The sequence below is a fragment of the Curtobacterium sp. NPDC088465 genome, from assembly GCF_044753165.1.
In the GTDB taxonomy this organism is placed as follows: Bacteria; Actinomycetota; Actinomycetes; order Actinomycetales; family Microbacteriaceae; genus Curtobacterium.
In genome coordinates this window covers 57,371-83,377 of record NZ_JBIVMR010000006.1, presented here as the reverse complement: position 1 = coordinate 83,377, position 26,007 = coordinate 57,371, and the positions used below count along the sequence as shown (strand labels likewise).

General features: G+C 71.5%; 24 protein-coding genes and 1 tRNA gene. 8 read left to right on the top strand and 17 right to left on the bottom strand.

Annotated features, from left to right (window positions below; genetic code table 11):
- Positions 1 to 28: 28 nt before the first annotated feature.
- From ilvD to otsA, 3 genes are all read right to left on the bottom strand, one after another.
- Positions 29 to 1,723: a dihydroxy-acid dehydratase gene (gene ilvD / locus ACIP6W_RS15900; RefSeq protein WP_066654925.1), complete on the bottom strand. Its 1,695-nt coding sequence runs from the start codon at positions 1,721 to 1,723 to the stop codon at positions 29 to 31.
- 164 nt (positions 1,724 to 1,887) lie between these two features.
- Positions 1,888 to 2,670: a trehalose-phosphatase gene (otsB, locus tag ACIP6W_RS15895; protein WP_066654927.1), complete on the bottom strand. Its 783-nt coding sequence runs from the start codon at positions 2,668 to 2,670 to the stop codon at positions 1,888 to 1,890.
- Positions 2,663 to 4,249: an alpha,alpha-trehalose-phosphate synthase (UDP-forming) gene (gene otsA, locus ACIP6W_RS15890; RefSeq protein WP_066654929.1), complete on the bottom strand. Its 1,587-nt coding sequence runs from the start codon at positions 4,247 to 4,249 to the stop codon at positions 2,663 to 2,665. Before otsA ends, otsB begins: the two co-directional genes overlap by 8 nt.
- A gap of 107 nt (positions 4,250 to 4,356) precedes the next feature.
- Between otsA and ACIP6W_RS15885 the strand changes: the two genes are divergently transcribed.
- Positions 4,357 to 5,331, top strand: a complete 975-nt coding sequence (locus ACIP6W_RS15885) for a magnesium transporter CorA family protein (protein ID WP_066654931.1) — start codon at positions 4,357 to 4,359, stop codon at positions 5,329 to 5,331.
- Positions 5,332 to 5,340: 9 nt separating this feature from the next.
- On the opposite strand, the gene ACIP6W_RS15880 is transcribed toward ACIP6W_RS15885, so the two are convergent.
- The gene (locus tag ACIP6W_RS15880) at positions 5,341 to 6,492 is read right to left on the bottom strand and encodes an SLC13 family permease (protein WP_066654936.1); all 1,152 of its coding nucleotides are present in this window, start codon (positions 6,490 to 6,492) and stop codon (positions 5,341 to 5,343) included.
- 93 nt (positions 6,493 to 6,585) lie between these two features.
- On the opposite strand from ACIP6W_RS15880, the gene ACIP6W_RS15875 reads away from it, so the two are divergent.
- Positions 6,586 to 6,777 (top strand): hypothetical protein, encoded by a 192-nt coding sequence (locus ACIP6W_RS15875; RefSeq protein WP_058728987.1) that lies wholly within the window; start codon positions 6,586 to 6,588, stop codon positions 6,775 to 6,777.
- 142 nt (positions 6,778 to 6,919) lie between these two features.
- Here the strand turns inward: ACIP6W_RS15875 and ACIP6W_RS15870 are convergent, their stop codons facing one another.
- On the bottom strand, positions 6,920 to 8,098 hold the full coding sequence (locus ACIP6W_RS15870; protein ID WP_066654941.1) for a mechanosensitive ion channel family protein: 1,179 nt from the start codon (positions 8,096 to 8,098) through the stop codon (positions 6,920 to 6,922).
- A 115-nt stretch (positions 8,099 to 8,213) separates the two neighbouring features.
- Between ACIP6W_RS15870 and ACIP6W_RS15865 the strand changes: the two genes are divergently transcribed.
- Both ACIP6W_RS15865 and ACIP6W_RS15860 read left to right on the top strand, forming a co-directional pair.
- Positions 8,214 to 9,761, top strand: a complete 1,548-nt coding sequence (locus ACIP6W_RS15865; protein WP_400430412.1) for an amino acid permease — start codon at positions 8,214 to 8,216, stop codon at positions 9,759 to 9,761.
- Between the two features lie 46 nt (positions 9,762 to 9,807).
- Positions 9,808 to 10,113 carry a hypothetical protein gene (locus tag ACIP6W_RS15860; RefSeq protein WP_066654944.1) on the top strand — a complete coding sequence of 102 codons (306 nt, stop codon included), beginning with the start codon at positions 9,808 to 9,810 and terminating at the stop codon, positions 10,111 to 10,113.
- Between the two features lie 331 nt (positions 10,114 to 10,444).
- Here the strand turns inward: ACIP6W_RS15860 and ACIP6W_RS15855 are convergent, their stop codons facing one another.
- From ACIP6W_RS15855 to ACIP6W_RS15840, 4 genes are all read right to left on the bottom strand, one after another.
- The gene (locus ACIP6W_RS15855; RefSeq protein WP_066654946.1) at positions 10,445 to 10,657 is read right to left on the bottom strand and encodes an SCO4848 family membrane protein; all 213 of its coding nucleotides are present in this window, start codon (positions 10,655 to 10,657) and stop codon (positions 10,445 to 10,447) included.
- 212 nt (positions 10,658 to 10,869) lie between these two features.
- Positions 10,870 to 11,820, bottom strand: coding sequence for a hypothetical protein (locus ACIP6W_RS15850; protein WP_400430410.1), 951 nt, complete (start codon positions 11,818 to 11,820; stop codon positions 10,870 to 10,872).
- Positions 11,817 to 12,278 carry an ImmA/IrrE family metallo-endopeptidase gene (locus ACIP6W_RS15845; protein WP_066654952.1) on the bottom strand — a complete coding sequence of 154 codons (462 nt, stop codon included), beginning with the start codon at positions 12,276 to 12,278 and terminating at the stop codon, positions 11,817 to 11,819. Before ACIP6W_RS15845 ends, ACIP6W_RS15850 begins: the two co-directional genes overlap by 4 nt.
- Positions 12,275 to 12,715, bottom strand: coding sequence for a hypothetical protein (locus ACIP6W_RS15840; RefSeq protein WP_066654954.1), 441 nt, complete (start codon positions 12,713 to 12,715; stop codon positions 12,275 to 12,277). The genes ACIP6W_RS15845 and ACIP6W_RS15840 overlap by 4 nt, the downstream gene beginning before the upstream one ends.
- An 83-nt stretch (positions 12,716 to 12,798) precedes the next feature.
- Here ACIP6W_RS15840 and ACIP6W_RS15835 point away from each other — a divergent pair, with 83 nt between their 5' ends.
- Complete coding sequence (locus ACIP6W_RS15835) at positions 12,799 to 13,449, top strand: YigZ family protein (RefSeq protein ID WP_209685232.1); 651 nt, start codon at positions 12,799 to 12,801, stop codon at positions 13,447 to 13,449.
- Between the two features lie 156 nt (positions 13,450 to 13,605).
- Here ACIP6W_RS15835 and ACIP6W_RS15830 read toward each other — a convergent pair.
- Positions 13,606 to 13,678, bottom strand: a tRNA-Lys gene (locus ACIP6W_RS15830).
- A gap of 113 nt (positions 13,679 to 13,791) precedes the next feature.
- Here ACIP6W_RS15830 and bcp point away from each other — a divergent pair.
- Entirely contained in the window at positions 13,792 to 14,262 is a 471-nt protein-coding gene (gene bcp / locus ACIP6W_RS15825) for a thioredoxin-dependent thiol peroxidase (RefSeq protein WP_066654958.1), read from the top strand.
- A 110-nt stretch (positions 14,263 to 14,372) separates the two neighbouring features.
- Here bcp and ACIP6W_RS15820 read toward each other — a convergent pair whose 3' ends face one another.
- The gene (locus ACIP6W_RS15820) at positions 14,373 to 14,804 is read right to left on the bottom strand and encodes a hypothetical protein (protein ID WP_066654959.1); all 432 of its coding nucleotides are present in this window, start codon (positions 14,802 to 14,804) and stop codon (positions 14,373 to 14,375) included.
- 258 nt (positions 14,805 to 15,062) lie between these two features.
- Between ACIP6W_RS15820 and ACIP6W_RS15815 the strand changes: the two genes are divergently transcribed.
- A complete protein-coding gene (locus ACIP6W_RS15815; protein ID WP_022904217.1) occupies positions 15,063 to 15,311 on the top strand; it encodes a WhiB family transcriptional regulator in 249 nt (82 codons plus the stop codon).
- A 245-nt stretch (positions 15,312 to 15,556) separates the two neighbouring features.
- On the opposite strand, the gene ACIP6W_RS15810 is transcribed toward ACIP6W_RS15815, so the two are convergent.
- The gene (locus ACIP6W_RS15810; protein WP_209685230.1) at positions 15,557 to 17,062 is read right to left on the bottom strand and encodes a sensor histidine kinase; all 1,506 of its coding nucleotides are present in this window, start codon (positions 17,060 to 17,062) and stop codon (positions 15,557 to 15,559) included.
- 182 nt (positions 17,063 to 17,244) lie between these two features.
- Here ACIP6W_RS15810 and ACIP6W_RS15805 point away from each other — a divergent pair, with 182 nt between their 5' ends.
- A complete protein-coding gene (locus ACIP6W_RS15805; protein WP_400430408.1) occupies positions 17,245 to 17,709 on the top strand; it encodes an Rv3235 family protein in 465 nt (154 codons plus the stop codon).
- Between the two features lie 76 nt (positions 17,710 to 17,785).
- Here ACIP6W_RS15805 and secA read toward each other — a convergent pair whose 3' ends face one another.
- The 5 genes from secA to mtrB all read right to left on the bottom strand — a co-directional run bounded on the left by secA (position 17,786) and on the right by mtrB (position 26,003).
- Entirely contained in the window at positions 17,786 to 20,569 is a 2,784-nt protein-coding gene (secA, locus tag ACIP6W_RS15800; protein ID WP_066654965.1) for a preprotein translocase subunit SecA, read from the bottom strand.
- Positions 20,570 to 20,751: 182 nt separating this feature from the next.
- Positions 20,752 to 21,453, bottom strand: a complete 702-nt coding sequence (gene hpf / locus ACIP6W_RS15795) for a ribosome hibernation-promoting factor, HPF/YfiA family (RefSeq protein WP_400430406.1) — start codon at positions 21,451 to 21,453, stop codon at positions 20,752 to 20,754.
- 230 nt (positions 21,454 to 21,683) lie between these two features.
- Positions 21,684 to 22,448, bottom strand: coding sequence for a phosphoribosyltransferase family protein (locus tag ACIP6W_RS15790; protein WP_400430404.1), 765 nt, complete (start codon positions 22,446 to 22,448; stop codon positions 21,684 to 21,686).
- A 166-nt stretch (positions 22,449 to 22,614) separates the two neighbouring features.
- Positions 22,615 to 24,294: an LpqB family beta-propeller domain-containing protein gene (locus ACIP6W_RS15785; protein WP_066654971.1), complete on the bottom strand. Its 1,680-nt coding sequence runs from the start codon at positions 24,292 to 24,294 to the stop codon at positions 22,615 to 22,617.
- Positions 24,294 to 26,003, bottom strand: coding sequence for an MtrAB system histidine kinase MtrB (gene mtrB, locus ACIP6W_RS15780; protein WP_235426343.1), 1,710 nt, complete (start codon positions 26,001 to 26,003; stop codon positions 24,294 to 24,296). Before mtrB ends, ACIP6W_RS15785 begins: the two co-directional genes overlap by 1 nt.
- Between the last annotated feature and the right edge of the window lie 4 nt (positions 26,004 to 26,007).

Genomic DNA, 26,007 nt, shown 5'->3' with positions numbered 1-26,007 from the left:
GAGGGATGGCGGTTCGAACGTGTCGACGCTAGCCCGTGACCGCGCCCTTGGCGGCGGACTGGACGAGCTTCGCGAACTTCGCGAGGACTCCGCGGGTGTAGCGCGGGGGCAGCGGGGCCCAGCCTTCTCGGCGGGCCTCCAGCTCGGCGTCGTCGACCAGTAGGTCGAGCGAGCGAGCCGCGATGTCGACACGGATGCGGTCGCCATCGCGCACGAATGCCACTGGACCTGCGTCCACGGCTTCCGGTGCGATGTGGCCGATGCACAGGCCGGTTGTGCCGCCTGAGAATCGTCCGTCCGTCAACAGTAGTACATCCTTGCCCAGGCCCGCGCCCTTGATGGCAGCGGTGATGGCGAGCATCTCGCGCATGCCGGGGCCGCCCTTCGGGCCCTCGTAGCGGATGACCACCACGTCGCCCTTCTGGATCCGTCCCTCGGTCAGGGCGTCCATGGCGGCGCGCTCGCGGTCGAACACCCGCGCCGGGCCCTCGAACACGGCGGCGTCGAAGCCGGCGGTCTTCACGACGGCACCCTCGGGCGCGAACGAGCCCTTGAGGATCGTCAGGCCACCGGTGGTGTGGATCGGGTTGTCGAGCTTCCGGAAGACCTCGCCGTCGAGCTCCGGCGGGTCGATCTCGGCCAGGTTCTCGGCGAGGGTCTTGCCGGTGACGGTCATGACGTCGCCGTGCAGCAGACCGGCCTCGAGCAGCGCCTTCATGATCACCGGGATGCCGCCGTTGCGGTCGACGTCGACCATGACGTACTTGCCGAACGGCTTCATGTCCGCCAGGTGCGGCACCTTCGAGCCGATGCGGTTGAAGTCGTCGAGGCTCAGCTCGACCTCGGCCTCGTGCGCGATCGCGAGCAGGTGCAGCACGACGTTGGTCGAGCCTCCCAGCGCCATCGCGACGGCGATGGCGTTCTCGAACGCCTCCTTCGTCAGGATCTGGCGGGCGGTGAGCCCGAGGCGCAGCATGTTGACGACCGCCTCGCCGGAGCGGTGGGCGTAGTAGTCACGGCGACGGTCGGCGCTCGGCGGGGCCGCGGACCCGGGCAGCGACATGCCGAGGGCCTCGGCCACGCTCGCCATCGTGTTCGCGGTGTACATCCCGCCGCAGGCGCCCTCGCCCGGGACGATCGCGCACTCGATCTCCTTGAGCTCGGCCTCGGTCATGGTGCCGGCCTTGCACGCACCGACGCCCTCGAAGGAGTCGATGATCGTGACCTCCTTGAAGGAGCCGTCGGCCTGCTTCACGTAGCCCGGCATGACCGAACCCGCGTAGAGGAAGACGCTCGCGAGGTCCAGGCGCGCGGCGGCCATGAGCATGCCGGGGAGCGACTTGTCGCAGCCGGCGAGCAGCACGGTGCCGTCGAGGCGCTCGGCGTTGACGACCGTCTCGACGCTGTCGGCGATGACCTCGCGGGAGACGAGCGAGAAGTGCATGCCCTCGTGGCCCATCGAGATGCCGTCGGAGACGGAGATGGTGCCGAACTGCAGCGGGTACCCGCCTCCGGAGTGCACGCCCTCCTTCGCGCCCTGGGCGAGGCGGTCGAGCGAGAGGTTGCAGGGGGTGATCTCGTTCCAGGACGAGGCGATCCCGATCTGCGGCTTGTCCCAGTCGGCGTCGCCCATGCCGACGGCGCGGAGCATGCCACGCGAGGTGGTCGCTTCGATCCCGTCGGTGACGACCCGGCTGCGCGGCTTCACGTCGATGTCAGGCATGGAGGCAGTCTAGGACCAGTTGGGATACCAACCGGACACGACGCCGCGGCGGTCCCGCGGAACGCAATGTCAGCGACTGCTCGCAGCGGTACAGCGCTGCGAGCAGCCGCCTGGGTTGCGTCCCGAGGGACGAGCCGGCGGACGGGAGGCGCGGGGCCGGGTCGTCAGCGCGTCGCGCGCAGGCGTCCGAGCTGCTTCAGGACGTCGGTGAGCGCCGCAGGGTCGGCCACGCGGTGGGCGGCGAGCGTGTCGCCCTCCCCCACCTTCACGCCGACGTCGCCGTCGCGGAGCACCCGGAAGGCGTCCTCGTCGGTGACGTCGTCGCCGGCGAAGAACACCGCGTCGGCGCCGCGGAGCCCGCGCAGTCGATCGATCGCGTCGCCCTTCGTGACGTGCCGGACGGCGAACTCGACGATGTCCTTGCCGCCGCGCTCCAGCACGTCCGGGTCTGCTGCGTGCGCCGCCTCGTGCGCCGCCGCGTTCGCCGCGGCCGCGTCCTCGACGCTCGCCCGCCGGGTGTGCACACCGTGGCCGGCCGGCTTGTGCTCGATCACGACGTCGGGGAACCGTGCACCGACCTCGTCGAGGGCAGCGCCGACCCGTTCGACCCGCGCGAGCTCGTCGTCGCTCAGCGCGGCCTCGTCGTGGCCGTCCACGCGCCACTCGACACCGTGCGACCCGACGAGCGCCATGCCGTCGGGTGCGTGCGACACCCGGGCGAGCCCCTCGAGCGGACGCCCGGAGACGAGCACGACCTCGGTGTCGCGGGCGCGCTGCAGGGTGAGCACCGCGGCCCAGGAGCCGGGGAGCGCCCCGACCCGTGCGGGGTCGTCGGCGAAGGGTGCGAGCGTGCCGTCGAAGTCGAGGGCGACGAGCAGTCGCGGCGCAGCCGCGAGCGTCTCGAGGGCCGCCGCCAGGACGGCCGGGTCGGTGGAGACCTCAGGCACCGCGTGCCTCCCGGGTGTCCTCGGCGGCACGCGCCTTCTGCGCGTCCTGGTCGAAGATCGACATCCCGTCGTCCTCCGCCTCGCGGTGCCGCTCGCCGCCGTCGTCGGACGGGTCGATCCGCGACCCGCGCGGGGCGTGCCGGTCGAGCGCCTCGAGGAACGAGCGGGACCACCGGGCCACGTCGTTGTCGCGGACGCGCTTGCGGAGCGCGCGCATGCGCGTGGAGCGCTCGCGGCGGGGCATCTCGATGGCGCGCTGGATCGAGTCCTTCAGCGCGCCGATGTCGTGCGGGTTGACGATGACGGCCTGCTTGAGCTCGTCGGCGGCACCCGCGAACTCGGACAGGATGAGCACGCCGTCGTTGTCGAACCGGGCGGCCACGTACTCCTTCGCGACCAGGTTCATGCCGTCGCGCAGGGCCGTGACGAGCATGATGTCGGCGGCCAGGTAGAGCGCCACCATCTCCTCGCGCGGGTACCCGTGGTGCAGGTACGCGATCGGCTGGTGGCCGATGACCCCGAGGTCGCCGTTGATGCGGCCGACGGTGAGCTCGATCTCGTCACGCAGCGTCGCGTAGGTGTCGACCCGCTCGCGGCTCGGGCTCGCGACCTGCACGAGCGTGGCGTCCTCGACCGCGATCCGGCCGTCCTCGACGAGCTCGCCGAACGCCTTGATCCGGTGCCGGATGCCCTTCGTGTAGTCGAGCCGGTCGACGCCGAGCAGCACGGTCTTCGGGTTGCCGAGACTCTCGCGGATCTCCCGCGCGCGCTCCTGCACCTCGGGCCGGTGGGCGATCTCCTCGAAGCTCTCGGCATCGATGGAGATCGGGAAGTGCCGTGCCTCGACGTGCCGCACGGTGATGCCCTTGCGGCTCCGCGGGGCCGCCGGGTCGTCCACGGGGACGTCGATGGTCGACCCCTTGGTGGTGTAGCCCTTGATGTGCCGGACCGCGCGGAGGAAGTCGCTCGCGTCGTCCTGGCGCTGGAAGCCGATCACGTCGGCACCGAGCAGCCCGTCGAGGATCTGCGCGCGCCAGGGCAGCTGCGCGTAGATGCCGACCGGCGGGAACGGGATGTGGTTGAAGAAGCCGATCGTCAGGTCGGGGCGGCGCTCCCGCAGCAGCGCCGGCAGGAGCTGCAGCTGGTAGTCCTGCACCCACACGATGCCGTCCTGCTCGACGATCTCGGCGATCTGGTCGGCGAAGCGCTCGTTGACGCGTCGGTACGCGATCCACCAGTCGCGGTGGTAGCTCGGGTGCTCGATGACGTCGTGGTAGAGCGGCCACAGCGTGTCGTTGCTGAACCCCTCGTAGTACTCCTCGACGTCGGCGGCGCTGAGCGGCACCGGCACGATGTGGATGCCCTCGTTGTCGAACGGTGCGACCTCGACGTCCGGCTGGCCGACCCACCCGACCCAGGCGCCGTCGTTGGCGCGCATGACCGGTTCGAGCGCCGTCACCAGCCCGCCGGGCGAGTGCCGCCACCCCTCGTTGCCGTCCTCGTCGACGACGCGGTCCACCGGGAGGCGGTTCGAGGCGACGACGAAGGCGTAGCGGTCCGGGTCGGTGTCTGCTGCCATGGGGTGCTGGTGTCTCCGTTCCCTCCGGCCGGTGCGCCGGGATCGAGGCCGACGGTACCAGCGGAGGGGCGGCCGGCTCTCGGTGCGCCGTCACTAGGCTCGTCGCCATGGTCATGACACGGGCGTGGCGGGACGGCACCGCGGTGGAGCGGGACTTCCCCGTCGAACGGGTGTCGGACCTGCTGGAGCGCGACGACGGCACCTTCGTGTGGGTGGACCACGTCGACCCGGACCCCGGTGACCTGGACCAGCTCGAGGACGAGCTCGGGGTGCACGCGCTCGCGGTCGAGGACGCCCTCGAGCACGGGCAGCGGCCGAAGCTCGACCGCTACCGGGACAGCCTGTTCCTGGTCGTCTACGACGTCGACGGCCTCGACGCCGAGGGCGAGCTCGTCACGCACGAGGTGAAGGCCTTCGTCACGCACCGGGCGCTCGTGACCATCCACGGCCCCGACGTCGACCTCGGCGCCGTCGAACGGCGGCTGGAGGCGAACGCCGACCTGGCCGACCGCGGGGTGCCCTGGCTCGTCTGGGGACTCCTCGACGCCGTCGTCGACCACGCCACGAAGGCCGTCGAGGACATCGAGGCACGCATCGACGACCTCGAGGACGACCTGTTCGAGCACGGGGACCCGCGCGAGCAGCAGGTCCAGCGCCGGTCCTTCCGGCTGCGGAAGGCGCTCGGCGTGCTCCGGCGGCAGGTCGTGCCCACGCGCGACAGCGTCGGGTCCCTGCTGCACGGCGACGCCGAGACGATCGCCGACGGCATCCGCCCGTACCTCCGTGACGTCGAGGACCACCTCGTGACGATCGCGGACTCGGTCGAGCAGCTCCGCGACGCGGTGTCGAGCGTCCTCGACACGAACCTGAACCTGGCGTCGAACCGGCAGAACACCGTGATGAAGAAGGTGACGAGCTGGGCGGCGATCATCGCGATCCCGACCGCCATCACCGGGTTCTTCGGGCAGAACGTGACGTTCCCCGGGGAGGGGCACTGGAGCGGACTGGCCGCATCGGTGTCGCTGATCGTCGCGACGTCGCTCGTGCTCTACCGCGTGTTCAAGAGCAAGGACTGGCTGTAGCCGGCCGCCTCAGAGCTGCAGCGCGAGCACACCGGCGACGACGGTGAGCGGCGCGACCACGCACCCCAGCGCCATGTAGCGTCCCCACGACAGGTGCACGCCCTCGGCCGACAGCCGTGCGTGCCACAGCAGCGTCGCGAGCGAGGCCCACGGCGTGATGAGGCACCCCGCGTTCACGCCGACCAGGAGCGCCGCGTAGCGCAGCGCCTCGTGGCCGGCGGCCGGCTCGAGCACCAGGTACGCGGGCAGGTTGTCGATCGCGTTCGCCGCGACCCCGCCGGCACCGCCGAGCAGCAGGAGCGACCCGGTGTCGGTGCCACCGGACAGCGCCTGCACGATCGGGTCGGTGAGCCCCGTGGCGTGCAGGGTCTCGACGACGACGAACAGCCCGGCCGCGAAGACGAGCGTCGCCCAGGGGACGCGGGACGGCCGGAGCTCGGACGGCGCGCGGAACGCGGCGACGACGACGAGCAGCGCCGCCGCGACGAGCGCCGCGACCCAGACCGTCACGCCGGCGGTCAGCGCGACCACGAGCAGGACGAGCACCACCGAGGCCGCCCAGAAGAACAGCGGGTCGCGCGGCCGTCGCACGTCGACCGGCGTGTACCGGCCGAAGAGCTTCCCGCGGAACACCACGAGGAGCACCGCGCACGGCACGACGACCCCGGCGAGCGCCGCCCACACCATGAGGCCGGCGAACGGGATCGGGCCGTCGAGGCCGATCCCGTCGACGGCGAGCAGGTTCGTCAGGTTCGACACCGGCAGCAGGAGCGACGCCGTGTTGGCGAGCCACACGGTCGTGAGCGCGAAGGGCATCGGCGGCAGCCCGACGCGACGCGCGAGCGTGATGACGATCGGGGTGAGGAGCACCGCCGTGGTGTCGATGCTCAGGAAGACCGTGCAGACCACCGCGAGCACGACGACGGCCGCCCAGAGGCCGATCGTGCGCCCGCCGCCGACCCGGGCCGCCAGGTCGGCGAGCCGGTCGAAGACACCGGCGTCGGCCGCGAGCTCCGACACGATCGTCAGCCCGAGCACGAACGCGAGCACCGGGACGACCCGGTCGGCCAGCGCGCCGAGGTCCGAGAGGGGCAGCAGCCCGAGCGCGACGCAGACGGCGCCCACGACGAGCAGCACTCCCCCGATGACGGCCTGGCGCACGGTGTCTCCTCGCTCTGCGGACCGGCAGGGCGACCGGCGGCGCTCCAATGTAGCGGCCGGTAGCGTGGCTGGGACGACCAGGAGGAGGAACCCGTGCGGAAGTTCATGTTCAGCGGTGCGGTGTGGAGTTCGATCATCAGCGGCTACAGCGTCGTGCAGACCACACGGCAGGGGCCGCGCGACTGGCGCCTGGCCCTCACGTGGATCGCGTGGCTCGCGACGACGATCGTCGCGCTCGGCACGGTCGTCGAGGACGACCGAGCCGTCAAGGCGCGCCAGCGCTAGGACGCACGTCGCGGTCACGACGGTGACCGGACGACGGACGGGAGGCGCGGTACCCACCGGTACCGCGCCTCCCGTCCGTCGTCCCGTGGCGTCGCGACCTGCGGACGCCCGTGCGGTCAGCGCAGGCTGTCAGGGCGTGCGGTCAGCGCTCGGGCGGGACCTCGTCCGGACGGATGTCGGACGTCTGGATCGGACCGGTGAACAGCGCGGTGCGCTCGTCGCCCTCGCGGAAGAGCGCAGCGTCCTGCTCCTCGGTGCGGGCGCGGCGCTCGCCGACGCGCTCGGTGCCCTGCGTGACCTGCACCCGCTGACGGGGCAGGGCGTCGGGGTGCTCGCGCTGCACCCACTCGACCATCTCCTCGCGGACGTAGCAGCGCAGGTCGAACAGGCCGCCGGCGTCCGGAGCGGACACCAGGATGCGGACCCGCACGAGCCCGCTCACCGCGTCGGTGACCTGGAGCACCTTGGTCCGACCGTCCCAGATCGTCGAGGTCGACAGGATGCGGTCGAGCTCCCCGCGCATCTCGGTCGGACTGATCCGCCAGTCGAGGTCGAACTCGACCGCGCCCAGCAGCTCGCTGCCGGTGCGGGTCCAGTTCTCGAACGGCGTGGACGTGAAGTAGGTCGACGGGAGCACGAACCGGCGGTCGTCCCACAGGTGCACGACGACGTAGGTCAGGGTGATCTCCTCGATGCGCCCCCACTGCTGCTCGACCACGACGACGTCGTCGACGCGGATCGACCCGGAGAACGCGAGCTGCATGCCGGCGAACACGTTGCCGAGGGTGGACTGCGCCGCGAGACCCGCGACGACGGAGATGAGTCCGGCCGAGGCCAGGACGCTCGCGCCCGCGGCCTCGACCCCGGGGAAGGTCAGCAGGATCGCGCCGACCGCGATGATGACGAGCACGGCGACCGTGAGTCGGCGGATGATGAGGACCTGGGTGCGGATGCGCCGTGCCACCCGGTTGTCGGGGACGTCGACGCGGTAGCGGTGCAGGCCGAGGTCCTCGAGGAAGATGGCGATCTGGCACGCCAGCCAGCAGCCGACGGCGATGGTGGCGATGAGGAAGGCGTGCGAGACCTCGTCGCGCCACGGGTAGGTGTCCTCGTCGTGCGGGATGCTCGTCGTGAAGGCCGTCCAGAGCAGCGCGATGAGCAGGATCGACCGCGCGGGGTGCTTGGTGCGCCGGGACAGGACCGCGGCCCAGCGTTCCCGGCGGGCGATGGTCCGGAGCACGAGGTGCAGGACGAGCGCTGCGGCGGCCGTCACGAGCAGGGCGATCCCGATCGCGACGAGGAGTCGGAGGAGGGTGTCCATCCGTCCATGCTGTCGGACCGGCGTCGGTGGGCGTTCAGCGTCGGCACACCTGTGGTGTCGTTCAGGGTGGGCTCCCGTTCCACCCCGGGCCGTCCACGCATGTAGGTTGGCGCGCATGACAGCGCAGAACGACACGGGTGTTGCGAAGCCCGCGAACGACTTCTCGCACGAGCAGGAGGGCTACCAGCACGGTCTGAAGCCCCGGCAACTGCAGATGATCGCGATCGGTGGGGCCATCGGCACCGGGCTCTTCCTCGGCGCGGGCGGACGCCTGAACACCGCCGGCCCCGCGCTGGCGGTCACCTACCTGATCGCCGGCGTCTTCGCGTTCTTCATCCTGCGCGCGCTCGGCGAGCTCGTCCTGCACCGCCCGTCCTCCGGGTCGTTCATCTCCTACGCCCGCGAGTTCTACGGCGAGAAGTTCGCCTACGCAGCCGGGTGGATGTACTTCCTGAACTGGGCGATGACCTCGATCGTGGACACGACCGCCGTCGCGCTGTACCTCCACTACTGGAGTGCGTTCACCGCGGCACCGCAGTGGCTCCTCGCACTCATCGCCCTCGTCGTCGTGCTCGCCGCCAACATGGTCGCCGTCAAGGTGTTCGGCGAGCTCGAGTTCTGGTTCGCGCTCATCAAGGTCGCCGCACTCGTCGCGTTCCTCGTGATCGCCCTCGTCTGGCTGATCTTCGCCTTCCCGGTGGAGACCGGCGGCGAGGCGGTCCGCACGGGCTTCTCGATCTGGGCCGACAACGGCGGACTCATCCCGAACGGCGTGCTGCCGGCGGTGCTCGTCGTCCAGGGCGTCGTGTTCGCCTACGCCGCCATCGAGCTCGTCGGCACCGCGTCCGGCGAGACCCAGGACACCGAGAAGGTCATCCCCCGCGCCATCAACTCCGTCGTCTTCCGCATCGCGGTCTTCTACGTCGGGTCGGTCGTCCTGCTCTCCCTCCTCCTGCCGTACACGTCGTACAAGGACGGGCAGAGCCCCTTCGTGACGTTCTTCTCGTCGCTCGGCAACCCGCAGGTCGGCATCGTCGCCGGGTCGATCATGAACTTCGTGGTGCTCACCGCAGCGCTCTCGTCGCTGAACGCGGGGCTGTACTCCACCGGCCGCGCGCTGCACTCGATGGGCATGAACGGCTCCGCGCCGAAGTGGACCACGAAGATGTCGAAGGGCGGTGTGCCGTACGCCGGCATCCTGCTCACCGCGGCGTTCACCGTCGCGGGCGTCGCCCTCAACTACTTCGTGCCGGCGCAGGCGTTCGAGATCGCGCTGAACGTCGCGAGCCTCGGCATCATCACCGCGTGGGGCACGATCATCCTCTGCCAGATGAAGCTGCGGCAGTGGGCGAAGCAGGGGCTCGCGAAGGAGCCGTCGTTCAAGCTGCCCGGCGCTCCGGTCACCTCGTGGTTGACGCTCGCGTTCCTGGCGTCGGTGGTCGTGCTCATGGCGATCGACTACCCCGTCGGCACGTACACGATCGCCTCGCTCGTGGTCATCATCCCGCTGCTGATCGTCGGCTGGTTCCTGCAGCGCGACCGCATCCTCCGCATCGCCGCGCTCCGCGAGGGTGTGACCGGGCCGTTCCCGATCGGTGTGCGCGACCCCGCGAACCAGGTCCGCCGCGACGGACAGGACGGGTCGGGCAGCTCCCGCGGCTGATCGCGCCTCCCGGACAGGGTCCGGTGCGCGCCGGTACGATCGGCGCGTGCCGGACCCTTCTGTCTCCCCCACGCTCGACCTCCAACTCACCTGGCGTGGCACCTTCGGGCGGATCCGGGTCTACGACGACACCGTCCGCGCGGAGACGAGCTTCGAGCGCGACGCACTGACGCAGGTGCCGACTGACCTGATCACCGGGTGGCGCATCGAGCCGTGCGACTTCGACGCGGTGTGCGTGGAGTTCGTCTGCGAGGACGAGACGTTCCGCGTGCTGCTCGACACCGGCGACGAGCGGGTGGCGCGGCTCGGGCTCGAGCGGGCGCTCGGGGCGCCGCTGCCGCCGGCTTCCTGAGCCGTCCGGGTCGCTCGCCGCGCGCGAGACGCCGGCGTCGGCGCGAGACGCCGGCATCAGCGCGAGACGCTTGCATCAGTTCGAGACGCCTGCGTTCGTGCGAGACACCGCAGGCGCCGCGAGACGCCGCCGGATACAGCGGCGTCTCGCCGGGACGGCGGCGTCTCGCCGGCACAGCGGCGGCTCGGCGGGACGGCGGCGTCTCGCCGGCACAGCGGCGGCTCGACGGGACGGCGGCGGCTCACGAGCGCATGGTGACCACGGACGGACGGGAGGCGCGGTACCAGCCGGCACCGCGCCTCCCGTCCGTCAGGTGGCCACTCGGACCGCGTCAGACCAGCAGCAGGATCCCCGCGACCACGGCGGCGAGGGCGATCGCGAAGGCGATGAGCAGCAGCACCAGGTGCACCGTGTAGAACGTCGTCGGCTTGCCTGCCGCGTCGCGCGCCCGGCTGTCCTTCGCGACCCGCTGGAAGAAGCGCGGCCAGGTCACGAGGTTGAACACGGCGGCGAGGAACAGCACGATGGCGGCGAAGACGGTCACCCGACGAGTCTAGACAGCGACGCGACCCCGGCTCGTGACCGGAGCGTGAGCCCGGGGGTGCTCGGCCGCCCCCAACGCGGCCGAGACCTCCCCGGCGTGCCGACGACGAGGGACCCCGTCGTGTAGCACGTGCTACAGACCCTACACGGAAGCACACCGCAACGTCGAGCGCTGCTCGGGAACGTGATCCGACCGATGCAGACGAGCAGGACTCAGACGGAGTCGCGAGCAGGCGCGAGCGCTTCGTCGAGCGCAGACTCCGCCTCGGCGAGCACGATGCGCTCGTCGGCGTCCAGCGGTCGGCGCGAGCGGCGGGCACCGTCGTTGATCTCCACGATGGTCCGGCTGAGCCGCGTCGCGGTGTCCTCGGTCGCCGGGTAGGCGTTGTCGGTACCGATGCGGGCGTGCAGCGGCTCGAGGGCGGCCAGGGCGGCGTCCAGGCGGCGCGCACGGCGTCGACGGGAGAGCTGGTGGCCGATGACCAGCAGCAGCATCCCCGAGGCCATGCAGAGCACCGCGCCGGGCGTCGTGACGTCGTACGGCGGGGTGAGCGCGCGGGTGACGTCGAGGCGACCGACCACGTGTGCGACGTCCATCACGGCGACGACGACCATCCGCACGACACCGAGGACCCCGCCGAGCACGATCACCCACAGCCCGACCAGGTCCGCCGCCGTCCGGGCCTCCCGCAGGCGCATGATGCAGATCACACCGGTGGCGCCGACCGCGGTGCCGAGGTAGGTCGTCTGCGCGATCGAGTAGACGGCCGCGGCGGGCTGGTGCCCCGCGACGAGCATGAACGTCGTCGTGGTCGGCGGCTGGTCGAGCGCGAGGAACGCCGCCACGACCACCACCACGACGACCGCGAACGCGACGATGATGGCGGTCCGCAGCCACCGCCACGCTGCGCCGACGGCCTTCGCGACGCCCCAGAGGAGCGTGCTCGTCCCGGCGATCATCAGGCAGTCGCTGACGACCGTGACGACGTTGCGGCCACCGACGAGCGGGTCGAGCCAGCGGTACAGCGGATCGACGTTCGTGACGATCGTCGCGGTGAACAGCAGGAACGTCACCGCGAGCGTCCGGTCCTGCCCCCGCTGCAGTCGGAACAGCACCACCGTCCCGACGACGAGGACCACCGCCATCGTGACGGAGACGATCACCCGAAGACCCCGCGGAAGGCGCTCGGACGACCTCGGTTCGACCGGATGAGGGCGGCGAGGCGGTCGGCGAAGAGCTCGGCCTCGTGCTCGTAGGTGTTCGAGAACAGCCCGCGCGCGAGTGCTCGCTCCACCTTGTACTCGGGGACGTCCGGGATCACGTCGCGCACGTAGGCCGACTGTGCCGCGTGCTCCGAGTGCCGGTGCAGCACGTGCCCGAGCTCGTGGCCGATGACGAACGACCGGAACGTCGCCGAGTTCGTCGGGGAGATCATCACGAGGTGCTGGTGCTCGAGCGTCGCCACGAACCCGCAGACCGGCTCGGCGCTGAGGAACGACTCCTCGCGCACGACGACCGGCTTGCCGACGTGGTCGGCGGCAGCGGCGACGGCCTGGTCGATGTCCGACCAGCCCTCGGCTGCCCCGCGGGCCCAGAAGGCCTCGACCGAGGGGTCCGTCACGCCACACCCCCTCGTGCCGACTCCTCCTCGAGCACCTGGGCGATGCGCCGCAGGGCCTCGGGTGAGAGCTCCCCCGGGAACGTCCGCGCGGCGAAGCCGCTCACCCGTGCCGACCGCAGGGCACGGACGAGCGCGATCTGGGCGCCGATCCGTTCGGGCACGGCACTGTCCTCGAGCAGGAAGCGTTCGTCGACCTCGAAGAACCCGGCGAGCAGGCGCAGGAGGTCGGTGTCCCGGTTGCGTCGGCCGTCGCCGGAGAGCATGTACGTCCACTTGGCGCGGGAGAGCGAACCGCCCTGCGCCGCGACGTACTCCTCGATCGCCGCGAAGGGCACGGGAGCGCCGCGCTGCGACTCCTCGAAGTCGAGCAACAGGTTGAGTCGACGAGCGAGCTCGGCAGCGTCGAGCGCGCCGCCCCTGGGATCCACGGTGGTCATGTCGATCGGACTCCTCCCCAGTCGTCGGCTGTGCACGCCATGGTAGCGCGGGCCGCCGACGGCGCGCGGCTACCCTCGAGCACGTGCCCCGCCACTTCCCGTCGACCATCGCCGGCACCGTCGAGCACGAGATCGTCGTCACGAGGTCGCGGTTCGTCACCACGGTCGTCCCCGTCAGCGGGGTCGAGGACGCGGAGCGCGCCGTCGCCGAGGTCCGCCGCCGGTACTGGGACGCCCGGCACAACTGCTCCGCGATGGTCACGGGGGTGCTCGGCGACCAGGCACGGTCCTCCGACGACGGGGAGCCGTCCGGGACCGCCGGGGTCCCCATGCTCGAGGTCCTGCGTCGCCGCGACCTGACCGACGTGGTCGCCGTCGTGACCCGGTACTTCGGTGGGGTGAAGCTCGGTGCGGGCGGACTCGTCCGCGCGTACTCGACCTCGGTGTCCGAGACGCTGGACCGCGCCACGACGCTGCAGCGCGTCGAGCTGACCCGCGTCGACGTCACCGCGCCCCACGCGGACGCCGGCCGCATCGACAACGTGCTGCGGCAGTGGGTGCAGCAGCACGGAGCGACCTTCGACCCACCGACCTACGGCAGCACCGTCGGGTTCACGCTCTGGGTCCCCGAGGACGCGCTCGACGTCCTGCGAGCCGAGCTCGCGGCGGCGACGGGCGGTGCCCTCGCACCCCTCGTCGGCGGGACGCGCGTGGTCGACCTCCCGACCACCTGAGGCCGCCCCGGGGCGGACTCGAGAGCACGTCCGAGATCCTGGTCGCGGATCTGCGCCCCGACTGCAGTCCGCGCGTGTCGCCCTCCGGGGCCACCGACCGGACCGTCCCGGGGAACGAAGAAGGCCCGGTCGGAGTGATCCGACCGGGCCTTGCGGTGCGCCCCCTCGGACTTGAACCGAGAACCCACTGATTAAGAGTCAGTTGCTCTGCCAATTGAGCTAGAGGCGCATGGTGTTCAGTTGTCTGTCGCTCTCGCACTTCCGTGCTGCAACGGGAAACAACATTAGCATGACTTTCGCGTGCCCACGACCACTCGGGCGCCGCGACCGAACAGGAGCACCATGACCGACCGTCTCGCAGCCGGCGACACCGCCCCCGACTTCACCCTCCCGGACCAGGACGGCGCGCAGCACAGCCTCGCGGACCTGCGGGGTCGCAAGGTGATCGTGTACTTCTACCCGGCGGCGTCGACCCCCGGGTGCACGACCGAGGCCTGCGACTTCCGCGACAACATGTCGTCGCTCCAGGCAGCCGGCTACGAGGTCCTGGGCATCTCGAAGGACGAGCCCGCGAAGCTCAAGACCTTCCAGCACGAGCAGGCGCTGACCTTCCCGCTCCTCAGCGACCCGGACCTGGCGGTGCACCGGGCGTACGCCGCGTGGGGCGAGAAGAACAACTACGGGAAGATCGTCACCGGCACGATCCGGTCGACGGTCGTCGTCGACGAGGACGGCGTCGTGCAGCTGCCGCTCTACAACGTGAAGGCGACCGGGCACGTGGCGAGCCTGCGGAAGAAGCTCGGCCTGGTCTGAGACCCGGCCACGTCACGGACGGGAGGCGCGCTGCCAGCTGGCAGCGCGCCTCCCGTGCGTCGGCACGTCCCGTTGAGCGGGGCGCGCTCTCGTCCGTCCCGGGGTCGCGGCTACTCGTCGCGAGCGTCGCGCGGGACGAGCCACCCCGTCACGGCACGCGAGAGCACCAGGGTGAGCCCGAGCAGCGCGGGGATCAGGAGGGCCCAGCCGACCCAGGCGACCCGGAACACGCCCTGGAACGCACCGATGGCCAGGGCGCCCTGCATCACCTGCCACACGAGGATGCCGGCGCGGACCCACGCCCGACGGTTGCGCAGCCCGACGACCAGCGAGACCAGCCACAGCGCGGCGACCGCGCAGAGCAGGGTGAGCGCGACGGCCGAGGCGATGCTCGACGACGGGGCGACGATCGACTCCACGAGCAGCACGACGGTCGTGACGACGAGCGCGAGGGCCTCGAGCCCCACCACGACGAGCAGGGTCGTGACGGCCGGCGGGCGGCCCGGGACGTGGTCCGGAGCGGTCGGGGTGGTGTCGGGCACAGCAAGCCTCCAGCATCGGGACCCTTGATTTGGTCATCCCAGTATGGAACGATATTCGAGGTCGTTTGGACGGCACGATGTGGTGTGCGTCTCCCGCGGTTCGACGCTTCTCCCCCGAGCGTCCAGCGGGCGTCAGACTCGCTCCCAGCGGAAGCCTCCCCCACAGGTTCCCCTCGTGCCCTGTGCATGCCAGCGTTCCGATCCCCGAGCCGCGGCCCCGGCCTGCCGTTCGAGCATCGACATCAAGGAGCACCACACATGGACTGGCGTGACCAGGCAGCCTGCCTCACCGCGGACCCCGAGCTCTTCTTCCCCGTTGGGAACACCGGACCGGCCGTCGACCAGATCGAGAAGGCGAAGTCGGTGTGCGCGCGGTGCACCGTGACCGAGATGTGTCTGCAGTACGCCCTCGAGAACAACCAGGACTCCGGTGTCTGGGGCGGCCTGAGCGAGGACGAGCGTCGTGCGCTGAAGCGCCGCGCTGCCCGCGCCCGCCGCGCCTCCTGACGCAGCGCTCCTGACACGACGACGCCCGTCGCTCCCCCGGGAGCGACGGGCGTCGTCGTGCGCGCGGGCGTCGCAGGCGTGCGGTGCCGCCCGCGATCGCCGTGGGACCGCCGCCGTCGCCCGCCTCCGCCGTGGGACGGCCGCACAATCGGAAGCACCTCGCACCACGGATACCCGCGGCGCGAGGTGCTTCCGGTTGTGCACGGGCAACGGACGCCACACGAACACGCCCGCGACGCGTCGGCCTAGGCGGCGCCGGCGGCCGTCAGCCAGCGGAACGGGATCGTGATCGTGACCTCGGTCCCGCTGCCGGTGAGCGTGTGCCAGTCGATCGTGCCGCCGAGCTCGCCCTGGATGAGCGTGCGGACGATCTGCGTGCCGAGACCCGAGCCGACCTTGCCCTCGGGCAGGCCCACACCGTTGTCACGGACCTCGATGTCGAGGTGGTCGTCGGCGCGGTTCGCGACGATCTCGACCTCGCCGTCGCGCCCGTCGAGCCCGTGCTCCACGGCGTTCGTGACGAGCTCGGTGAGCCCGAGCGCGAGAGGCGTCGCGGCCTCGGAGGGCAGCACGCCGAACTCGCCGGTCTTCTTCGGGCGGACGGTGGTGTTGTGCGACGCGGCGACCTCGGTCACGAGCTTGAGCACCGAGTCGAACACCTCGTCGAAGTCGACGTTCTGGCTGAGACCGGTCGACAGGGTGTCGTGCACGACGGCGATCGCGGCGACACGGCGCATCGCGTTCTGCAGTGACGTGCGGGCCTCGTCGGAGTGGGTCCGTCGGGCCTGGATCCGCAGCAGCGACGCGACCGTCTGCAGGTTGTTCTTCACCCGGTGGTGGATCTCACGGATCGTCGCGTCCTTGGTGATGAGCTCACGCTCCTGGTGCCGCAGCTCGGTGACGTCGCGGCAGAGCACGATGGCGCCGATGCGCTCCCCGTGGTCACGCAGCGGGATCGACCGGAGTGACACCGTCACGCCCTTCGCCTCGACGTCGGCGCGCCACGGCGCACGACCGGTCACGACGAGCGGGAGGGACTCGTCCACGTCGAGCTTCGAGCCGATGAGCTCGGTGGTCACCTCGGCGAGGGACTTCCGCTCGAGCTCCCCCTCGAAGCCCATGCGGTTGAACGCGCTCAGGCCGTTCGGGCTCGCGAAGGTCACGGTGCCGTTCGTGTCGAGGCGGAGCAGACCGTCGCTCGCGCGGGGCGCACCACGGCGCGGACCAGCCGGCGCCCCGAGGTCCGGGAAGTCACCGGTCGCGATCATGCCGAACAGGTCGTTCGCGCTCGCGGTGAAGTTCAGCTCCTGGCGGCTCGGCGTCCGCATCTCGTCCTGGTTCGAGTGCCGGGTGACCACCGCGATCGGACGGTCGGTCGTCTCGGTGCTGTTCGTCGTCAGCCGGCGGAGCACGGGGATCGCACGCACCCGGGTCGGCGTGTCCTCGTACCAGTCCGGCTCGGCCGAGTCGACGACCGTGGCACTCGCGAAGCACTGGGTGACCTGGTCGCGCCACTCCTCACGCATCTCCTGCCCGACGATGTCGCGGTAGAACAGGGTCGCCGCCGAGCTCGGACGCGCGTGCGCCACGGCCATGAACGAGCCGTCCACGGCCGTCGGCACCCACAGCACCATGTCCGCGAAGGAGAGGTCGGCGAGGAGCTGCCAGTCCCCCACGAGCAGGTGGAGCCACTCCACGTCCGCTTCCGAGGACCGGCCTTGCGCGAGGACGAGATCACTGAGGGTCGACACCCGGCAAGTCTAGGTGCGCCCGTCTGTGGAGAACGACGCCCCTCCACAAGCACGATGACGTCGGTATTTCACATGCGCCATTCGTCCGTACGCTCGGGACCGGAGGGGACATGGCGGCAGGAGAAGCGCGTCCGATCACGGCGGACGACCAGAGCGGACCGGTACCGCGGACGCTCGCCCCGGTGACCGGGACGACACCGAGGAGCGAGTCCGAGCACCGGGAGCTCGTGGCGGCGGGCAGGGGCCACCCCGACGTCGCGGACGGCGCCGAGGCCGGGACGTCGTCCGGGACCACGACCACGACGGCGACACCGGACGTCGCCGACACGGCGCGGGCACTCGGGCTGTGCGTCGTCGAGGTCCTGACCGGTGGGCGCGAGGTCGACAGCATCGCGCGCTGGATCACCGAGGACGTGCAGCGGCACCTGCTGCAGCGTGCCGCCCTCGGCGCTCGAGCGCGGTCGATCGGGAGACGGTCCCGCGCCCGCCCGATCCTCCAGGTCGGGAGCGTCCGGGTCTGCGAGCCGGCGCCCGGCGTCGCGGAGGCAGCCGTGGTGGTGCACACGCGCAGCCACGCGCGTGCCGTCGCGCTCCGGCTCGAGCTGCGGCAGGGGCGTTGGCGAGCGACCGCGGTCGGGGTGCTCTGATCCCGCACCGGGGACACGACGGACGGGAGGCGCGGTGCCGTCCGGCACCGCGCCTCCCGTCCGTCGTCGTGGGGCGTCAGCCCTTCTTGGCGGCCTGACGACGCTCCGCGCGGTTCCCCGCGGCGGCCTGACCGGAGGCGGTCGCCGCGTTGCCGAACGCCGACCCCTGCTCCGGGCCGGCGGCCTCTGCCTCGGCCTCGGCCTGAGCGCGCTGCGCGCGAGCGGTGGCTGCCTGCTCCAGGCGTCCGCGCTCGTCGCGCACCTCGACCTCGCCGTCGATCGACGGCGCCGAGTACTCGAGCCCGGTGGCCTCGGACTCCCCGAGCCCCTTCGCCTCGATGACCGCGTTGTCGCCGTCCGACTGCACCTGGACCTCGAGGTTGAACAGGTACCCGACCGACTCCTCGCGGATCTGGCCCATCATGCTCTGGAAGAGCGCGTAGCCCTCGCGCTGGTACTCGACCAGCGGGTCGCGCTGTGCCATCGCGCGGAGGCCGATGCCGTCCTTGAGGTAGTCCATCTCGTACAGGTGGTCCCGCCAACGACGGTCGATCACGGAGAGGACGACGCGGCGCTCGAGCTCGCGCATGGCCTCGTCACCGAGGAGCTCCTCACGCTGCTGGTACGCGAGCTTGGCGTCGGACAGGATCTCGCGTGCCAGGAACTCGCGCGTCGCCTTGCCCTTCGAACCGGCCTCGGTGATGACCTCGTCGATGGAGATCGAGATCGGGTACAGCGTGCCGAGCTCGGTCCACATCGCGTCGAGGTCCCAGTCGTCCGGGGAGCCCTCGCCGGTGTGCGTGTCGATGACGTCGTCGATCACGGCCTTGAGGAACGACTGCGCACGGTCGTTGATGTCGTCACCCTCGAGGATGTGACGACGGTCGCTGTAGATCGCCTCGCGCTGGCGGTTCAGGACGTCGTCGTACTTCAGGACGTTCTTGCGGATCTCCGCGTTGCGGCCCTCGACCTGCGCCTGGGCGGACCGGATCGCCCGGCTGACCAGCTTGTTCTCGATCGCCATGTCGTCCGGCACGTTCGAGCGGCCCATCAGGCTCTCGGCCGCACCGGAGTTGAACAGGCGCATCAGGTCGTCGGTCAGCGACAGGTAGAAGCGGCTCTCGCCCGGGTCGCCCTGACGACCGGAACGACCTCGGAGCTGGTTGTCGATGCGGCGCGACTCGTGGCGCTCCGTACCGAGGACGTACAGACCGCCGGCGTCGCGGACCTTGTCGGCCTCTTCCTTGATCTCGGCCTTGACGCGGGCGAAGACGTCGTCCCAGGCGGCCTCGTACTCCTCCGGCGTCTCCGTCGGGGACAGGCCCTTGGCGTGCATCTCCTGCACGGCCAGGAACTCGGAGTTGCCGCCGAGCATGATGTCGGTACCGCGGCCGGCCATGTTCGTGGCGACCGTGACGGCCCCGAGTCGACCGGCCTGCGCGACGATCGCGGCTTCGCGGGCGTGGTTCTTCGCGTTGAGGACCTCGTGCTTGACGCCCTTCTTCGCGAGGAGCTTCGACAGGTACTCGGACTTCTCGACGCTCGTGGTGCCCACGAGGACCGGCTGGCCCTTCTCGTGGCGCTCGGCGATGTCGACGGCGACCTGCTCGAACTTCGCCTTCTCGTTCTTGTAGACGAGGTCGGTCTGGTCGATGCGCTGCATCGGCTTGTTCGTCGGGATGGGGACCACGCCGAGCTTGTAGGTCGACATGAACTCGGCCGCCTCGGTCTCGGCGGTACCGGTCATGCCGGAGAGCTTCTGGTACAGGCGGAAGTAGTTCTGCAGCGTGACGGTCGCGAGGGTCTGGTTCTCGGCCTTGACCTCGACGCCCTCCTTCGCCTCGATCGCCTGGTGGATGCCCTCGTTGTAGCGCCGGCCCATGAGGATGCGACCGGTGTGCTCGTCGACGATGAGCACCTCGCCGTTCATCACGACGTAGTCCTTGTCCTTCTTGAACAGGGCCACGGCCTTGATCGAGTTGTTCAGGAAGGAGATGAGCGGGGTGTTCGCCGACTCGTACAGGTTGTCGATGCCGAGGTAGTCCTCGACCTTCTCGATGCCGGGCTCGAGCACGCCGACCGTGCGCTTCTTCTCGTCGACCTCGTAGTCCTCGCCCGGGATCAGGCGGGTGGCGATCGACGCGAACTCGGTGAACCAGCGGTTCGCCTCGCCCGAGGACGGCCCCGAGATGATGAGCGGCGTGCGGGCCTCGTCGATGAGGATCGAGTCGACCTCGTCCACGATCGCGAAGTAGTGGCCGCGCTGCACCATGTCGGAGGCCTGCCACGCCATGTTGTCGCGCAGGTAGTCGAAGCCGAACTCGTTGTTCGTGCCGTAGGTGATGTCGGCCGCGTACTGCTCGCGGCGCTCGGCCGGCGACTGGTTCGCGATGATGCAGCCGGTGGTCATGCCGAGCGCACGGAAGACGCGCCCCATGATCTCGGACTGGTACGACGCGAGGAAGTCGTTGACCGTGATGACGTGCACGCCGCGCGACGGGATCGCGTTGAGGTAGGCGGCGGTCGTCGCGACGAGGGTCTTGCCCTCACCGGTCTTCATCTCGGCGATGTTGCCGAGGTGCAGGGCCGCGCCGCCCATGAGCTGCACGTCGAAGTGCCGCATGCCGAGGGTGCGCTTGGCTGCCTCGCGCACGGCGGCGAACGCCTCCGGCAGGAGGTCGTCGAGGGACTCCCCGTTGGCGTACCGCTCGCGGAGCTCCTTCGTCTCGTCCTGGAGCTCCTCGTCGGTGAGGCTCGCGAAGTCGTCCTCGAGGTCGTTGATGGCCGAGGCGTACGCCTTCAGCCGTCGGAGGGTCCGTCCTTCGCCGATGCGGAGGACCTTCTCCAGCACGTTTGCCACGTGAGCTCCTTACGGGGTCGTCGCGCGCGACCTGCGCGATCCGAACAGCCAGTCATGCTAGCAACCCGCCGGAGCGCTGCGCTGGGAGACGGGCGGTGCACCGAGCAGGGACGGCCGACGAGGGCAGCGGGTGCGAACGGTCCGACGAGGACCGCACGCACCCGCTGGATGGCGACGGTGCGCTACGCGACGGCCGCTGACCCGGCGGCGTCCGCGTCGGCGGTGCTGCCGTCCGCGCTCCCGTCGTCGATGCCGATCACGCCGTAGTCCCAGCCCTTGCGGCGGTAGACGACGCTCGGACGCCGGGTCTCGGCGTCGACGAAGAGGTAGAAGTCGTGCCCGACCAGCTCCATGCGGTAGAGCGCGTCGTCGAGGGTCATCGGGGCCTCGGTGAAGACCTTCTGCCGGATGACCACGGGCGAGTACGGCTCGACGTCCTCGTCGTGCGACTCCTCGACCACGGCGACGGCACCGGTCGCGACGGTCTCGATGAGCCGCCCGTCGGCCGGCGTGACATCCATGTGCTCGAACCCGGTGCCGGCGGCCTCGGCCACGGAGGTCGGGCGGTGGCGACCGCGGTGCACCTTGCGGCGGTCACGTGCCCGACGCAGGCGCTCGGTGATGCGGGCGAAGGCGAGGTCGAACGCCGCGTACTTGTCCGAGGCGGCGGACTCGGCCCGCACGAGGGGCCCGGGGCCGATCAGGGTGAGTTCGACGCGGTCCTCGCCCTGGGCGCCGCCGGCCTTCTCGTTGTGGCGGCTGAGGCGCACCTCGAAGGCGAGGGCGCGGTCGGCGAGCACGTCGATCTTCTCGGACTTCTGTTCCACGTAGGTGCGGAATCGATCGGTGACCCCGACGTTCCGGCCCGTGATCGTCACGTCCATGTGGCGGCTCCCATCCGTACTTCGGCGCGTCGCCTCCATCCGGCGATCCTGAACGCCTTGCCGCGAGGCTAGACCCCCGGCCCGAGCGGCGTCACCACCCGCCGGCGGGTCGCGCCGGACACCCACCGGACGCTCAGGCGTCGCCGGGCGGCCACCCGGCGTCCACCCGGCCGACCAGCCGCCGCACCCGCGGGGCCGGTGCACGAACCGTCCTGGTGCGGCCCGAGAGGTCACTCCTCGACCTCGGCGAGCGCGACGCACCGCACCACGCGACCCCCGGCCGCACGGACCGCGCGGACCGCCTCGGCCATGGTGACGCCGGTCGTGACCACGTCGTCGACCACCACGACGTCCCGACCCGCGACGTGCGCCGCACGGAGCGTGCCCACCGTCGCCTCGACCCGTTCGAGTGCCGTCCGCTCCTTCTGGCCGTGCGCGACGCGCTTCGTGGCCCGGGAGCCGGGCCGGTCCGCGGGGACCCGCCCCCGGACTCGCCGGAGCGCCCGGCGCGGCGCGCGACGGGGCCGCCCACGCGCAGCACCCGCGCGGCGGAGCAGCAGGACGACCGGGTCGAACCCCCGTCGCCGCGCCCCGGCAGGCGACGGCGGCACACGGACGAGCAGCGCTCCCGGGACGTCGGCCAGGGCCCGGTCGACGAGCGCGCAGAACCGTGGCGCGAGCACCGGCACGAGGTCCGTCCGGCCACGGAGCTTCAGCTCGAGGACGAGAGCCCGCACGGTGTCCCGGTAGGCGAAGGCCGCGTCGAGTCGGACACCCGCGACCAGCCGGCGTCGCTGCGGCTCGGCGTCGAGTGCGTCACGGCAGGGCCGGCAGACCGCCCGGTCCGGCGCACCGCACCCGACGCAGGCCACGGGGAGCACGAGTCCGAGCACCGCGGCGACGGCGTCCGACCAGGCAGACGGTGCGGTGGCAGGGGCGGTGGGAGGGGCGCCGGCAGCGCGGGTGCGCCGGCGGCGCGGGTCGGTCCTGGACACGGGTCGATCGTGGCGCCCGGCACACCGCCGAGGTGGGCCGTCGCGGCGGACGGTGGACGAGCCTCCAGGCCGCGCCGCGTGTGCAGGAACGGCCGCGCCGCGCGTGCAGGGGCGGCCGCGCCGCGCGTGCAGGGGCGGCCGCGCCGCAGGAGCGGCGCGTGCCGCGTCAGCGCTGGGTACCGAGGACGTCCGCGGTGACCCCCGTGGTGTCCCAGCGGCCGCCGGTGGACTGCAGGACCGTGCCGTCCGCCATGCGCAGCAGGACCGATCCGCCGCTGCCGCCCGCCACCGAGGACGCCGTCCCGTCCGGCTTCGGCAACGTCGTCGACTGGCCGCCGACCGTCGACCGGACGACCTCGGGGCCGGCCTCCGTCTGCCCGACCGACACGACGTCGCTGTCGTTCACCCAGGCCGCACCGACGGCGTCACCCGTGGTCGCCTGCACGCGCACCGGCGAGCCGAGGCCCGTCGGCGTGCGGTCGCTGCCGCGGACGATCGCCATCACGTACAGGGCGGGCCCGTCGCCCGTCTCGATGAGGGCGAGCGCACGTGTGGAGTCGCGGGAGACCTGGAACGAGACGAGCCGACCGCGTGGCAGCGTCGTGGCGACCTCGTGCGGGTCGCCACCCAGCCCGTACGCCGTCACCCGGCTCGTGTCGTCACCGCTGCCGACCCAGACGAAGCCGAGGTCGTCGAGCGTCGGCGGGACCAGTCCGTCGGTCGCGTCGATGCGGAGCGCGTCCCGACCGCGGACCACGACCACGCCGCTGGCGTTGCCCACCGCGGCGACCGTGCCGGACGTGGAGAGCGAGAACGACTCCGGGTCGAGGGAGGCGATCGTCGTGCTCGCGTCGCCGCCGAGGGCCGCGACCCGACCGTTGCCCGTCGCGTACCCGACCTCGTCGTCGCGGTCGACGAGCGGTCGCGGGTCGACGTCGGGGTTGAGACGCGCCGTCGCGTCCTGCTGCTCCGGCTCGGCGAAGGTCGCCCCCTCGATGGTGATCGAGACGGACGACACCGAGGCGACCGACGCGAGCGAGCGGGTCAGCTGCTCGCGCATGCGCGCCTTGTCCTCGCCGCTCGAACCGAGGGCGTCGCGCGACAGGTCGACGAGCGCGGAGCCGTTCTCGATCGTGACCGCGTTGAGCGAGAGCTGCGTCCCCTCCGGGAAGGCCGACACGACGGCGCCCTTGAGCCAGTCGGACGGCCCGGCCAGCAGCGCACTGGCGATGCGGGTGCTCGTGGACGACCGGGCGAGGAACCACCGTTCGTCGGGCACCAGGTAGCGGTACGTCGGGTCGAAGAAGTAGAGCGCGTGCTGCTGGAACTGCGACTCGAAGCTCACCGGCGTGAGGATGATCCCGTCCGGGGCGTAGGCGATCCGCCACTCCCCGTCCTCGCGGACGAACTGGAACGTCAGGGTCGACGTCGTCGGCCGGACCGCCTGGGTGTACTCGCCGTCGGCGTCGACGGTCGCACTGGCGGTCAGCGTGTAGGTGAGCTCGCGGTCGGCGACCCGCTCGATCGCGCCGCTGCCCTGCAGGACGGTGACGCCGCGGCGCGGGTTCCACTTCTCGGCGAACCCCGTGGCGAGGAACTCGCGGGCGGTGCCGTAGTCGTCCTGCGCGCCGGTGCCGGCGGCGACGAAGCCGCGCAGGATCGCGGTCTGGTCCATGCCCGCGACCGGTCGGTCCGGGCGGAGCTCGAAGCCGGAGATCGCCTCGTCCTTCACCGACTGCCCGGTACGCACGCCGCCACCCGTCGGGATCGCCGCGCACGCCGAGAGGGCGACCACGGAGAGCGCCGCGAGCGTCACCACCACCAGGGTCCGGAGTCGTGCGCGCATCAGTCCTCCCCCCGGACGGCGCGGGGGCCGTCGTAGGTCTCGTCGAGTTCGGGCAGCGGGATGGCGGAGGTCGCGGTGCCGAGCGACTCGCCACGCGGCAGGGTCAGCACGAACGTCGAGCCCTCGCCGGGGCGCGACCACACGTCGATCCGACCGCCGTGCAGGTTCGCGTCCCCGAGGGAGATCGCGAGACCGAGGCCGGTGCCGCCGATGGTGCGCTTGCGGCTCGGGTCGGCGCGCCAGAAGCGGTCGAACACCCGCGCTGCGTCCTCCGGTGGCATCCCGACGCCCTGGTCACGGACCGCGATCGCCACGGACCGGGAGTCGCTGTCGACGACGACCTGGACGGGCTTCGCGTCGCCGTGCTCGACCGCGTTGCCGACCAGGTTCCGCAGGATCCGCCGGATGCGCTTCGCGTCGAGCTGCATCGTGGTGTGGCCGCCGGGGGTGACGAGCTGCAGGTCGACGCCGGCACGGTCGGCGAGCGGGCGGAACTCCTCGACGATGTCGGCGGCGAGCGCGGCGGGCACGACGGGTTCGGTGTCGAGCTGCACCGCCTGGGCGTCGTAGCGGGAGATCTCGAGCAGGTCGGCCAGCAGCAGCTCGAAGCGCTCGACCTGTGCGTGCAGGAGCTCGGCGGACCGGCTCACCGACGGCTCGAAGGCGTGCCGCGAGTCGTAGAGCATGTCGCCCGCGAGCCGGATCGTGGTCAACGGCGTGCGGAGCTCGTGGGAGACGTCGGACACGAAGCGCTGCTGCACGCGGGAGAGCTCGGCGAGCTGGGTGATCTGCCGGCTGACCGCGTCGGCCATGTCGTTGAAGCTGCGCGCGAGGATCGCGATGTCGTCGTGACCCCGGACCGGGATGCGCTCGTCGAGCCGACCGGCGGCGATCTTGCGACTCGTCTCCGCGGCACCGCGGATCGGCACGACGACGAGCCGCACCACGAGCGAGGTGACGAGCGCGATGAGGACGATCAGTGCGACGCCGCCGACCGACAGCGTCTGTGACACGAAGTCGAGGGTCTGCTGCGCGTCGGACAGGTCGTACACGATGTAGAGCTCGTACTGTCCGGCGCTCGGGACCTGCAGGACGGACCCGACGGCCAGGCCCGGCTCGCGGCGGCCGCCGTCGTCGAGCTGCACGGGCTGCAGGCTCAGTCGCCCGGTGTCCTTCCCGACCTCGCGGCGCAGGGCGTCGGTGATCACGGCGTCCGGGAAGCCCTGGCTCGCGAGGTTCTGCAGCGTCTGGGGCGTCGACTGGCCGGGCGTCCGCTCGATGGCGATGCTCGTGCCGCCCGGGCTCGTCGTGTTCGAGAGGATCGCCTGCTGCGCCTCGCTCTGCAGGGTCTCCAGCTCGGTCTGGTTGTTGTCCTCGGCCGCGGTCGCCGCGTCGAAGATGCCCTGCGCGACGATCGTCGCCCGGGCCGACTCGGACTCGATCTGGTCGCGGCGCTGCGCGTAGACGTTGTTCGAGATGCTGATCATGACCGCGGTGCCGATGACGGCGACCGCGAGGCCGGTCGTCGCGACGGTGATCGCGACGCTGCGCACCATGAGCGACCGGCGCCACAGCCAGGCGACCGCGTACCACCCGCGACGGAGCCAGCGGCGGAGCCGACGCCGCACACGGGCGGCGCGACCGGGGAACCCGCGGCCGGCCCGCGGTGCGCCCCCGCCCGCCGCGGTACCGGACGACGCCGACGGCACGGTG

Bases quoted from the DNA above. Each gene is read 5' to 3' on its own strand.
- ilvD (WP_066654925.1), bottom strand. From the start codon at position 1,723: ATGCCTGACATCGACGTGAAGCCGCGCAGCCGGGTCGTCACCGACGGG.
- otsA (WP_066654929.1), bottom strand. From the start codon at position 4,249: ATGGCAGCAGACACCGACCCGGACCGCTACGCCTTCGTCGTCGCCTCG.
- ACIP6W_RS15885 (WP_066654931.1), top strand. From the start codon at position 4,357: ATGGTCATGACACGGGCGTGGCGGGACGGCACCGCGGTGGAGCGGGAC.
- ACIP6W_RS15870 (WP_066654941.1), bottom strand. From the start codon at position 8,098: ATGGACACCCTCCTCCGACTCCTCGTCGCGATCGGGATCGCCCTGCTC.
- ACIP6W_RS15865 (WP_400430412.1), top strand. From the start codon at position 8,214: ATGACAGCGCAGAACGACACGGGTGTTGCGAAGCCCGCGAACGACTTC.
- ACIP6W_RS15840 (WP_066654954.1), bottom strand. From the start codon at position 12,715: ATGACCACCGTGGATCCCAGGGGCGGCGCGCTCGACGCTGCCGAGCTC.
- bcp (WP_066654958.1), top strand. From the start codon at position 13,792: ATGACCGACCGTCTCGCAGCCGGCGACACCGCCCCCGACTTCACCCTC.
- ACIP6W_RS15815 (WP_022904217.1), top strand. From the start codon at position 15,063: ATGGACTGGCGTGACCAGGCAGCCTGCCTCACCGCGGACCCCGAGCTC.
- hpf (WP_400430406.1), bottom strand. From the start codon at position 21,453: ATGGACGTGACGATCACGGGCCGGAACGTCGGGGTCACCGATCGATTC.
- ACIP6W_RS15785 (WP_066654971.1), bottom strand. From the start codon at position 24,294: ATGCGCGCACGACTCCGGACCCTGGTGGTGGTGACGCTCGCGGCGCTC.